Source organism: Acidovorax sp. GW821-FHT10A04 (genome assembly GCF_059415825.1).
In genome coordinates, this window is record NZ_JBWKNZ010000008.1 from 313,321 (window position 1) to 325,034 (window position 11,714).

An 11,714-nucleotide genomic window follows, 5' to 3' on the forward strand; every position below is an offset into this window, starting at 1 on the left:
CCGGTGCTGGCGTGATCACCTTCACCGAGGCCCAGCTGGTGGCCTGGATATCACCCATCCTGTGGCCATTCATCCGGGTGCTGGCAATGTTCTCCGTGGCGCCGGTGTTTTCCATGCGCGCGATTCCCATGCGCGTGAAGATCGGGCTGGCCTTCTTCGTGGCCGTGTCTGCCCAGGCCGTGCTGCCCGTCCAGCCAGTGATCGACATCAATGGGCGCGAGGCGCTGGGTGCCGTCGCCCAGCAGGTGGCCGTGGGCCTGGCCATCGGTTTTTCGGTGCGCCTGGTGTTCGCCTCGGTGGAGCTGGCGGGTGAAATGATCGGCCTGCAGATGGGCCTGAACTTCGCATCGTTCTTCGACCCCGCCAGCAATGGCCAGGTGAGTGCCGTGGCGCGCTTCTTCGGGCACATGTCCACGCTGTTGTTCATTGTCATCAATGGCCACCTGATGGTCATCATGGCCGTGGTCAAGAGCTTCGACCGCTTTCCCGTGAACGGCAACTTCCTGCAGGCCATCGGCCAGATGCGCCTGTACGAGCTGGGCAGCTCGCTGTTTTCCAGCGCCCTGTGGATCGCCCTGCCCATGATCGCGCTGCTGCTGTTCGTCAACCTGGCGATGGGCATCATCTCGCGCGTGGCGCCGCAGATGAACATCTATGCGGTGGGCTTCCCGGTCACGCTCACCGTGGGCCTGCTGGGCATCGCCGCCACCCTGCCCATGCTGGAGCAGCCCATCCTCACGCTGATGCAGCAGTCCATCGACCTGTTCTCCAGCCAGCGGTAGCGGCCGCTGCTGCCAAGAGGCTCCGCCGGTAACGCAGGCATGCCACAAGCCAGTGCCACCGTGGAACTGGCTTTGTCAGGCCAGGGGTGGCGTCTCCCTTCAGGGGGTCATACCAACTCATTGCGGATGGCGTAGACCGTGAGTTCGGCGTTGTTGGAGAGCTTGAGCTTTTCGAGCACGCGCGAGCGGTAGACGCTCACGGTCTTGGGACTGAGCATCAGCTCCTCGGCGATGTCGGCCAGGCGCCGGCCCGAGGCGATCTTGATCAGCGTCTGCAATTCGCGCTCGGACAGCGTGGCGTGGGGGCTCTCCAGCACCGGCTGGGCCAGGCTTTCGGCCAGCATCTGCGCCACCTCGGCCGTCAGGTACTTGCGGCCCTGCATCACCACGCGCACCGCGTTGATCAGCTCCACCGGGTCGGATGCCTTGTTGGCATAGCCCTGGGCACCGGCCTTCAGGCAGCGCAGTGCGTACTGGTCTTCGGGGTACATCGATACCACCAGCACCTTGATGGTGGAGTGCGTTTCGCGCAGGGTGGCCAGCACCTCCAGGCCGCCGCGGCCGGGCATGTTCAGGTCCAGCAGCAGCACGTCGCAGGGGGCCGTGCGCAGCACCTCGCGCAGCTCGGCGTAGCCGCCGGCCTCCCCGGTCACCTTGATGTCGGTGGCCTCGGTGAGGGTGTCGCGGATGCCGCGTCTGAGCACGGCATGGTCATCGCACAAAACGACGTTGATCACCAGACATCTCCTGGGTTGGCGGGCTGGTCCGATGGGGCGGCCAGCGGTATCGACAGTGTGAGGCAGGTTCCCTTGCCCGGCTGGGTGCTGACATCGAGCCAGCCCCCCACGGTGCGGGCCCGCTCGTGCAGGCCCTTGATCCCGAAGGCCTTGGGCTTGTCCGCCAACTGCGCGACGTCGAAGCCACAGCCATCATCGGCGATCTCCACGGTCAGCACCCCCTCATGGTCGGACAGGTCGATATGCACCTTGCCGGCCTGGGCGTATTTGGCGATGTTGGTCAGCGCCTCCTGTGCGGTGCGGTAGGCCACCAGCCGGATGTCGCTGGGCACGTCGATCGCCTCGCCGCTGGCCGTGACCTGTGTGCGCACCGCGCACCGGCGCTCGAAACCCGCGGCCAGCCACTGCACGGCCGCCACCAGCCCCTGCTCCAGGATCGGCGGGCGCAGGTTCATCATGATGCGCTGGCTGGCACCGATGGCGTGTTGCAACATGTCCGAGGCGCTGGCGAGGTGGCCCTGCGTCGCCGGGTCCTGTGCATGCCGGCCGATCCAGGCCAGGTCCACGCGCACGGCGGTCAGCGAGCCGCCGATGTCGTCGTGGATCTCGCGCGCGATGGAAGCGCGCTCCTGTTCGATGGAGGTCTGCAGGTGCTCGGTGAGTTCCGCCAGGCGCTGCTGGGAGGCTGCCAGTTCGGCCACGGCGCGCTCGCGGTCCTGGCGCGCCTGGTGCACCTCGATGGCCCGGGTGACCACGTGCGGCAGGCGGGAAATGTCGTCCTTGAGCAGGTAGTCGGAGAAACCCAGGCGCATGGCATCCACGGCGGCGGCCTCGCCAATGGCCCCGGATAACAACACAAATGGTACAGGTGTTGCTAATTTAGCCACATGCTCCCACGCATCGAGCGCAGTGAATCCTTGCAGTCTGTAGTCCGCAAGGATCAAATCGAAGGACTCGTGGGTGGTGCGATCGCAGAAATCCTGCAGGGTGTCGACCTGCTGGAGCGTGCAATGCAGCTTGGCACGCTGCAAAGTGAGCTTGGCCAGAACATGGTCTGCCAGCGAATCCTCCAGGTGCAGGAGGCGTAAGGGCTGGCCTGCTACTGTCATGACCATATGAGCGCTATCATAGGATACAAATTGGAACAAACAAGGGTGTTTGTCCCGGTAGGGTGGGTGAGAAGGCTATCGTCCAATAGAACGCAATGTCGGGGTTTTTGCAAGGGTTGGCGGGGTCTGCCAGCGCGGGTTGCCTGTTACAGGGGCCCTGACCCTGGTCTGCTTGTTGCTATGGAGAAACAATGCAATCTACGCTATCAACGTCAACTGGGCCGGCAGTTCAGGTTCCGGTCATGGTGGCAGCAGAACTGCAGGATTCCCTGCTGGTCGTCATGCACGATCTGCACCGCCTGGAAGGCTTGTTGAACCATGCCACGGACAACCTGCTGGAGCGCTTTGGCGAGGCCAATGCGGTACTGAACGATGCCTTCGTGGCGGATTCGCCCGAGCTGGCGGCCGCGCGTGATGCCCTGCGCAGTGCCGTCACCGAACTGCAGTTCCAGGACATGGCGTCGCAGCTCATCTGGCATACCACCAAGGTGCTGCAGGGCTGTGCGTTCCGGCTGGCCTCCGAGGCCATGGGGCACGACGAGGGCGAGGAGGCGGCGCCGTTTGCCGAAATGGCGCCGGACCGGCCCAATCCCGTCACGCAAAGCGAGATGGATGCCGGTTCCATTGATCTATTTTGAAGTTGGCATCGCTGGTTCACCTATATATTCAAGTCAGTTGGAGTCCTAAATGCAATCGATACTTGCCGTAGATGATTCACCGTCCATGCGGAAAATGGTGTCCTTCACCCTCACCGGTGCGGGTTACCACGTGGTGGAGGCGGTGGATGGGCAAGATGCCCTGGAAAAGGCCGAGAGCCACGACATCCACCTGGTGCTGGCCGACCAGAACATGCCCCGGCTCGATGGCATAGGCCTCACGCGCAAGCTGCGCGAGCACCCCAAGTTCAAGACCATCCCCATCCTGATCCTGACCACCGAATCGAGTGACCAGATGAAGCAGGCGGGACGCTCGGCCGGTGCCACCGGTTGGCTGGTCAAGCCGTTCGATCCCAACCGCTTGATCGAAGTCATCCAGAAGGTGATCCGTTGAAACGGGTGCACGGGCGCCACCACGTATAAAGGAGCCGACTATGGCTGAAAGCTATCAAGAGGGATCAGGGGCCGGCGGTGCTGACTTTGACCTGAGCCAGTTCTACCAGATCTTTTTTGAAGAAGCTGGCGAAAACCTGGACCAGATGGAGCAGATGCTGCTCGACCTGGACCTGAGCGCCGCGAACGACGAAGAGCTCAATGGCATCTTCCGCTGCGCGCATTCGATCAAGGGCGGGGCCGCCACGTTCGGCTTCTCCGACGTGGCCGAGCTGACGCACCAGATGGAGTCGCTGCTCGACCGGCTGCGCCGCCACGAGCTGCAACCCATCCCGCAGATGGTCGACGTGCTGCTGGAATCGGCCGATGCCTCGCGCAGCCTGCTGGCGCGCCACCAGGCGGGCGGGCAGGGCGAGGCCGTGTCCACCACCTCCCTGGTCAAGCGCATCAGCGAACTGGCGGCAGGCGTCGTCCCCGAGGACGCTCCTGCTGGTGCTGCTGCCCCTGCCCCTGCTGCGGCGCCGGCCCCGGTGGCCGCCGCGCCCGCACCGGCTCCCAAGGCCCACGTGCCCGGGCAGCCGCGCAAGCTGCAGATCCACATCGGCCCGCTGGACAAGACCGAGCAGGCCGACACCATCAAGGAGCTGTTCCGCGACATCCCCGGCCTGGGCTCCATCAGCGACCTGCCCAGCGTGCAGGCGGGCATGCGGGTGTTCGCGGTGGAAACCACCTCGTCCACCGACGACCTGCTGGACCTGTTCGCCTTCCATGTCTCCAAGGAGCATGTGCGCTTCGTCGATGGCGAGGAAGAAGCCGCTGCCGTGGCCGAGGTCGATCCCGACCAGGCCATCCACGAGGGCGAGCCTCCTGCGGGCGGTGCGGACGTGTCCTACGGCTTCTTCTCGGATGCCCCTGGCGCACCCAGCGCGGTGCCTGCCGCCAACGCGGCTGCCAAGCCCTCGGCGAAGGCTGTGGCGGCTGCCGAGCCCAAGGCTGCGGCCCAGGCCCAGATGGAATCCACGACCATCCGCGTGGCCGTGAACAAGGTCGACCAGCTCATCAACCTGGTGGGCGAGCTCGTGATCACCCAGGCCATGCTGGCCCAGAACAGCCGCGGGCTGGATGCCGGCGCCTACCAGCAGCTGCTGGCCGGCCTGGCCGACCTGGACCGCAATACGCGGGACCTGCAGGAATCGGTGATGTCGATCCGCATGATCCCCATGTCCATCGTCTTCAGCCGCTTCCCGCGCATGCTGCGCGACCTCGCCAACAAGCTGGGCAAGAAGGTCGAGCTGGTCACGCTGGGTGAAGCCACCGAACTGGACAAGGGCCTGGTCGAGAAGATCACCGACCCGCTGACCCACCTGGTGCGCAACAGCTGCGACCACGGCATCGAGATGCCCGCCGAGCGGCTGGCCAAGGGCAAGCCCGAGCTGGGCACCATCACCCTGTCGGCATCGCACCAGGGCGGCTCCATCGTCATCGAGGTGCGTGACGACGGCCGTGGCCTGTCGCGCGAGAAGATTCTGCGCAAGGCGCAGGAGCGGGGCCTCGATGTGTCCGACCAGATGAGCGATGCCGAGGTGTGGCAGCTGATCTTCGCGCCCGGCTTCTCCACTGCCGAAGAAGTGACCGACGTGTCGGGACGCGGCGTGGGCATGGATGTGGTCAAGCGCAACATCGCCGCCCTGAACGGCTCGGTCGAAGTGGACTCCGCCGAAGGCTACGGCATGAAGGTGTCGGTGCGCCTGCCGCTCACCCTGGCCATCATGGATGGCATGTCGGTGGGCGTGGGCGAAGAGGTCTACATCCTGCCACTGTCCTCGGTGGTGGAGTCCTTCCAGGTCAACTCCGACGATGTCAGCACCGTGGCCCAGGGCTCGCAGCTGGTCAAGGTGCGCGACGAGTACATGCCCGTCATCGCGCTGGAGAAGATCTTCCAGGTGCCGCGCTTCGACCTCAACAAGTCGAGCAACATCATGGTGGTGGTGGAGGCCGACGGCAGCCGCGTGGCATTGCTGGTCGACGAGCTCCTGGGCCAGCACCAGGTGGTGGTGAAGAACCTGGAGACCAATTACCGCAAGGTGCCCAATGTCTCGGGCGCCACCATCCTCGGCGACGGCACGGTGGCACTGATTCTGGACACGGGCGGCCTGGTGCGCCGGGCCCGCCACTGATTCGGGCGCGATGCGTTCATGGAGTGCACCTGCACTGCTAACAAGGAGAACTCACCATGAGTGTGATGGGTAAGACGGCCGACAGCGCGCCAACCGGTGCGCGCGAATACCTGACCTTCCGGCTTGACCAGGAAGAGTACGGCATCGACATCCTGAAGGTTCAGGAAATCCGCGGCTACGAGCCGCCCACCCGCATTGCCAATGCGCCCGAGTTCATCAAGGGCGTGACCAACTTGCGCGGCACCATCGTGCCCATCGTGGACATGCGCCTGAAGTTCAACTGCGCGCAGGCGGACTACAACAGCTTCACGGTGGTCATCATCCTGAACCTGCGCAACCGCGTGGTGGGCATCGTGGTGGACTCGGTCAGCGACGTGATGGAGCTCACGCCCGAGAGCATCCGTTCGGCGCCTGACATCGAAAGCGCCATCGACAACAGCTGCATCCTGGGGCTGGGGTCGGTGGGCGAGCGCATGCTGATCCTGCTGGACATCGAGAAACTGATGTCCAGCCTGGACATGGGATTGGTGACGGCAGCGGAGTAAGAACGCCCACACGTTCTCAGCCAGGTGGATGGCCGCAAGCCAAACTGCAGACAAGGGTCTGCAGGCCTTTTGGAGCGAAATGGACTTCCGAGCGGATGATCAAAATGATGCCCCAGACCACCAGTGTTTCCTCGGCCGGCGCGCGTGTTGCAGCCGCCGCAGCTGCTGCCAGCGCGCCTGCACCCTCGGGCCCGCTGGCGCAGGGGCGTGAGTTCGTATGGACCAATGCCGACTTTGCGCGCGTGCAGTCGCTGATCTACCAGCGTGCCGGCATCAGCCTGCACGATGGCAAGCACGCCATGGTCTACAGCCGGCTCTCGCGCCGGCTGCGCGACACGGGTTACAACAGCTTCCATGACTACCTGAGCTGGCTGGAGAAGCACGACGGCCCCGAGTGGCAGGAGTTCATCAACGCCCTGACGACCAACCTCACGGCCTTCTTCCGCGAGCAGCACCACTTCGAGATCTTCGCCACGCTGCTGCGCAGCAAGCCGGCCAACACGCCCTGGAAGGTGTGGTGCAACGCGGCCTCCACCGGCGAGGAGCCGTATTCCATCGTCATGACGGCCTTCGAGGCCTTGGGGGCCAATGCCTCCTTCAAGCTCACGGCCAGTGACATCGACTCGAAGGTGCTCGCCACGGCGGGCCAGGGCGTCTACCGGCTCGACAACCTCAAGGGCCTGGGTCCGGAGCGGCTGCAGAAGTTCTTTCTGAAAGGCAAGGGCGGCAACGATGGCATGGTGCGGGCCAAGCCCGAGCTGCGCCGGGCCATCGAATTCATGAGCGTGAACCTCATCCGCGACGACTGGCCGTTCAAGGAGCCTTTCGACGTGGTGTTCTGCCGCAACGTGATGATCTATTTCGATGCGCCCACGCAGCGCAAGGTACTGGAGCGCATCCACCGCGTGCTCAAACCCGGTGGCATGCTGTTTGTGGGGCATGCGGAGAATTTCAGCGAGTCCCGCGATCTCTTCACCCTGCGTGGCAAGACGGTCTATGAACGCCGGTGATCCGCCCCTTTGTTCGCCCATAGGAACTTGTTCCAAGCAGCTCCCATGACCAATAACCAATCCGGCCTCACGTCAAACACCTTCACGCCTGGTGCCGCCGCTGCTGCTGCGCCGGAGCGCCGGCGGGCGCCGCGCATCGCGCCGTTGAGCGCGGACATCTATTCGACCAGCACGGCGCCCCGCGAATCGTCGCTCAACGAGCTCAAGGCCCGCTCCAGGAAGCCCGGTGAGGCCTCCTTCTTCTACCTGGACCACCACTTCCAGCACAATGCCGTGAAGGTGCTGCCCGGCGAGTATTTCGTGGCCGACGAAAGCATGGTCATCATGACGGTGCTGGGCTCGTGCATTGCGGCCTGCCTGTGGGACAGCCGGGCCCACATCGGCGGCATGAACCACTTCATGCTGCCCGACGGTGACTTGGCGGATGCCTCGGGCCGCTACGGTTCGTACGCGATGGAGTTGCTCATCAACGAGATGCTCAAGCTCGGGGCCCGGCGTGAAACCATGCAGGCCAAGATTTTTGGCGGGGCGCAGGTGATGCACAATTTCACCACCATGAACGTGGGTGAACGCAACACCACTTTCGTGCTCAACTACCTGCACACGGAGCGCATTCCCATCGTGTCCGAGGACGTCCTGGACATCTATCCCCGCAAGGTGGTGTTCTTCCCGGTGACGGGCAAGGCCATGGTCAAGCGCCTGGCCCATGCCCACCCCGAGACCCTGGTGGAACAGGAAGTGCGTGGAAATGCCGCGACCGTGGCCAAGAGCACCTCGGGTGGTTCTGTGGATCTGTTTTGATTGAAGATGACGAAGAAAGCCTGAGCGAACAATGAGCAGGAAAATCCGGGTGATCGTGGTGGACGATTCGGCACTGGTCCGCAGTCTGCTGTCGGAGATCATCAACCGGCAGCGGGACATGGAGTGCATCGGCACGGCCAACGACCCCTTGGTGGCGCGCGAGATGATCCGGGAGATGAACCCGGACGTGATCACCCTGGACGTGGAAATGCCCCGCATGGATGGCATCGACTTTCTGGGCCGGCTGATGCGCCTGCGGCCCATGCCGGTGGTGATGATCTCCACGCTGACCGAGCGCGGTGCCGAAGTGACCATGAAGGCCCTCGAGCTGGGGGCCATCGATTTCGTGGCCAAGCCCCGGGTGGGCCTGGCCAGCGGGCTCAACGACCTGGCCAGCCAGATCGTGGACAAGATCCGCGTGGCCGCGGTGGCCCAGGTGCGCCGCGTTGCACCGCGCGAGGCTTCGTCAGCGCCCCATGCGTCCGGTACCGGCACGGCGGCCCCGGCGGCACCGACCACCTTGCTGGGCCGTCTGTCCACCGAAAAGCTGATCTGCATCGGTGCCTCCACCGGGGGCACGGAAGCCATCAAGGAGGTGCTGGTGCACATGCCCGCCGATTCGCCGGGCATCGTGATCACGCAGCACATGCCCCCGGGCTTCACCACCAGCTTCGCAGCGCGGCTCAACGGCCTGTGCCAGATCACGGTCAAGGAAGCCGTGAACGGCGAGCGCATCCTGCCCGGCCATGCCTATATCGCACCGGGTGGGACGCAGTTCCATGTGGCGCGCAGTGGCGCCAACTACGTGGCCGTGGTCGACGATGGCCCGCCGGTCAATCGCCACAAGCCCTCGGTGGAGGTGCTGTTCAAGTCGGCAGCCGCCGTTGTGGGGCGCAACGCGTTCGGCATCATGCTCACCGGCATGGGCAACGATGGTGCTGCCGCCATGCGCGAAATGAAGGATGCCGGCAGCTACAACTACGTGCAGGACGAGGCCACCTGCATCGTCTTCGGCATGCCGCGCGAGGCCATCGCCCATGGCGCGGCCGACGAAGTGCTGCCGCTGGGCCAGATTGCGCCCGCGCTGGTGGCGCGCCTGCGTGGTGCGACCGACCGGCTCCACCACCGGATCTGACCTGGGCGCGGCCTTGGCGCCGATCGATGGGGCCCCGCCCCACCGATGCGTTCCGATCGGTCAGGCCGACAGCGCCGTCCAGCGTTCCAGCGCCGCCATCAATTCCTCATCGATCTCGCTGGCGCGTGCCGTGAGCTTGGCGGCGCGTGCGCCATCGGTGGCGTAGACGCTGCCATCGGCCAACACGGCCTGGACCTCGGCCTGCTCCTTCTCCAGCGCCTCGATGCGCTCGGGCAGCGTGTCGAGTTCGCGCTGCTCCTTGTACGACAGCTTCTTGCGCGAGGTCTGCTCGGTCTTGGACGGGGCTGCGGTGGGGGCGGCTTCCTTGGCGGCCATGGCCTTGGTGCCCGCCGCGGGTGCGGCGGCCGCGGCGGCAGCACGGCTGCGGCGCGATTGCAGCAGCCAGTCCTGCACGCCGCCTTCGTACTCGCGCCACAGGCCATTGCCTTCGGAGGCGATGGTGCTGGTCACCACGTTGTCCAGGAAGGTGCGGTCATGGCTCACGAGGAACACCGTGCCGTCGTAGTTCTCGAGCAGTTCTTCGAGCAGGTCCAGCGTGTCGATGTCCAGGTCGTTGGTCGGTTCGTCGAGCACCAGCACATTGGCCGGTCGCGCGAACAGGCGCGCCAGCAGCAGGCGGTTGCGTTCACCGCCCGAGAGCGAGCGCACAGGGGAATGCGCGCGCGCCGGCGAGAACAAAAAGTCGCTCAGGTAGCTCTTGACGTGCTTGCGCTGGTTGCCGATCTCGATCCACTCGCTGCCGGGGCTGATGAAGTCCTCCAGCGTCGCATCCAGGTTCACCGCATGGCGCATCTGGTCGAAGTAGGCCACCTGCAGGTTGGCGCCCTGGCGGATCTCGCCCGTGTCCGGCGCCAGCTCGCCCAGGATCATCTTCAGCAGCGTGGTCTTGCCCGCGCCATTGGGGCCGATCAGGCCCACCTTGTCACCGCGCAGGATGGTGCCGGTGAAGTTGCTGACGATGGTCCGGTCGCCAAACGACTTGCTCACGTTGGTGAGCTCGGCCACGATCTTGCCCTGGTAGCCATTGCCGCTGCCCGTGGCCACGTCCATGCGCACGCTGCCCACCACGTCACGGCGCGCCTCGCGGCGTGCACGCAAATCCTGCAGGCGCGTGATGCGGCTCTGGCTGCGGGTGCGCCGCGCTTCCACGCCGCGGCGAATCCAAACCTCTTCCTGCGCCAGCAGCTTGTCGGCCTTGGCCGAGATCACGGCCTCCTGCGCGAGTTGGTCTTCCTTCTGGATCTGGTACTGGGCAAAGTTGCCGGGGTAGGAGCGCAGCTGGCCACGGTCCAGTTCCACGATGCGCGTGGCGACCCGGTCCAGGAAGGCCCGGTCGTGGGTGATGGTGACCACGCTGCCCGGGAAGTCGAGCAGCAGGTCCTCCAGCCATTCGATGGAATCGAGGTCCAGGTGGTTGGTGGGTTCGTCGAGCAGCAGCACGTCGGGGCGCGCCACCAGCGCCTGGGCCAGGGCCACGCGCTTCTTGGTGCCGCCCGACAGGGTGCCGACGATGGCTTCCGGGTCCAGGTGCAGGCGCTGCAGGGTTTCTTCCACGCGCTGCTCCCAGTTCCAGGCGTCATAGGCCTCGATCTGCGATTGCAGTGCGTCCAGGTCCAGCCCTTCCGCACCCGAGAGGTACTGGTCGCGCACGGCGATCACGGCCTGCAGGCCTTCGGACGCCGCCTTGAAGATGCTGGCTTCAGGGTCCAGCGAAGGCTCCTGCGCCACGAAGGCGATGCGGGTGCCTTGCTGCACCTGCAGCGATCCATCATCGGGCTTGGCCATGCCGCCCAGGATCTTGAGCATGGACGATTTGCCGGCGCCGTTGCGCCCGATCAGTCCCACGCGCTCGTTTGCCTCCAGGGAGAAGCCGGCGTGGTCCAGCAGTGCAACGTGCCCAAATGCGAGTTGGGCGTCCAGTAGAGTGATAAGTGCCATAGGGGGAGGATTATCGAGGGCGCGCGCACTTTGCATGTGTCGAAGGGCTGACGGGGCGTTTTGCGGCACCAGGACAGGGCCAGCGGGCGGGTCGCCAGCACGCCGATCTGGGGTGGTGGTGTGCCCTCCAAGATCCGCCTCAATATAGAGGGGGTGGGTCCATGGCCTGGTTCGGCAGCAGGACTTGCGGGCGGGCGGCTGCTTGCCAGGGCGGGAGCATCGAGAAAGTGCGCCTGCTCTTTCGTCGGGCCCCAAACTCGTGCTATAGTCGAGGGCTTCGCTGCACGGAGGTCCTTCTTTGGAGGTTCTGGGTAGATGGAGAAGGAAGTTTGCAAAAACTTCGGTAGTTTTAGAAAAGTCGCTGATTTCTCGGTATACAATCTAGGGCTGCGCTGACAAGAGCTGACTGC

General features: G+C 64.8%; 11 protein-coding genes. 8 read left to right on the plus strand and 3 right to left on the minus strand.

The window, feature by feature from the left end:
• Positions 1–11 precede the first annotated feature (11 nt).
• Positions 12–782 carry a flagellar biosynthetic protein FliR gene (gene fliR, locus AC07PF_RS18960; protein ID WP_007853729.1) on the plus strand — a complete coding sequence of 257 codons (771 nt, stop codon included), beginning with the start codon at positions 12–14 and terminating at the stop codon, positions 780–782.
• Positions 783–889: 107 nt separating this feature from the next.
• Here fliR and AC07PF_RS18965 read toward each other — a convergent pair whose 3' ends face one another.
• Both AC07PF_RS18965 and AC07PF_RS18970 read right to left on the minus strand, forming a co-directional pair.
• On the minus strand, positions 890–1,519 hold the full coding sequence (locus AC07PF_RS18965; protein WP_007853727.1) for a response regulator: 630 nt from the start codon (positions 1,517–1,519) through the stop codon (positions 890–892).
• Positions 1,516–2,634 (minus strand): hybrid sensor histidine kinase/response regulator, encoded by a 1,119-nt coding sequence (locus tag AC07PF_RS18970; RefSeq protein ID WP_035203190.1) that lies wholly within the window; start codon positions 2,632–2,634, stop codon positions 1,516–1,518. The genes AC07PF_RS18965 and AC07PF_RS18970 overlap by 4 nt, the downstream gene beginning before the upstream one ends.
• A 185-nt stretch (positions 2,635–2,819) precedes the next feature.
• Between AC07PF_RS18970 and AC07PF_RS18975 the strand changes: the two genes are divergently transcribed.
• The 7 genes from AC07PF_RS18975 (at position 2,820) to AC07PF_RS19005 (ending at position 9,345) form a co-directional block, all read left to right on the plus strand.
• Complete coding sequence (locus AC07PF_RS18975) at positions 2,820–3,266, plus strand: hypothetical protein (RefSeq protein WP_035203188.1); 447 nt, start codon at positions 2,820–2,822, stop codon at positions 3,264–3,266.
• 49 nt (positions 3,267–3,315) lie between these two features.
• Entirely contained in the window at positions 3,316–3,678 is a 363-nt protein-coding gene (locus tag AC07PF_RS18980) for a response regulator (protein ID WP_007853722.1), read from the plus strand.
• Between the two features lie 40 nt (positions 3,679–3,718).
• Positions 3,719–5,854, plus strand: a complete 2,136-nt coding sequence (locus AC07PF_RS18985; protein ID WP_494612858.1) for a chemotaxis protein CheW — start codon at positions 3,719–3,721, stop codon at positions 5,852–5,854.
• A 56-nt stretch (positions 5,855–5,910) separates the two neighbouring features.
• Positions 5,911–6,399, plus strand: a complete 489-nt coding sequence (locus AC07PF_RS18990; protein ID WP_007853720.1) for a chemotaxis protein CheW — start codon at positions 5,911–5,913, stop codon at positions 6,397–6,399.
• 107 nt (positions 6,400–6,506) lie between these two features.
• Positions 6,507–7,409, plus strand: coding sequence for a CheR family methyltransferase (locus tag AC07PF_RS18995; protein ID WP_494610089.1), 903 nt, complete (start codon positions 6,507–6,509; stop codon positions 7,407–7,409).
• Between the two features lie 45 nt (positions 7,410–7,454).
• Positions 7,455–8,210 (plus strand): chemoreceptor glutamine deamidase CheD, encoded by a 756-nt coding sequence (gene cheD / locus AC07PF_RS19000; RefSeq protein WP_007853718.1) that lies wholly within the window; start codon positions 7,455–7,457, stop codon positions 8,208–8,210.
• A 31-nt stretch (positions 8,211–8,241) separates the two neighbouring features.
• A complete protein-coding gene (locus AC07PF_RS19005; RefSeq protein ID WP_494612859.1) occupies positions 8,242–9,345 on the plus strand; it encodes a protein-glutamate methylesterase/protein-glutamine glutaminase in 1,104 nt (367 codons plus the stop codon).
• 60 nt (positions 9,346–9,405) lie between these two features.
• Here AC07PF_RS19005 and AC07PF_RS19010 read toward each other — a convergent pair whose 3' ends face one another.
• Complete coding sequence (locus tag AC07PF_RS19010; protein ID WP_494612860.1) at positions 9,406–11,304, minus strand: ATP-binding cassette domain-containing protein; 1,899 nt, start codon at positions 11,302–11,304, stop codon at positions 9,406–9,408.
• Positions 11,305–11,714: the final 410 nt, after the last annotated feature.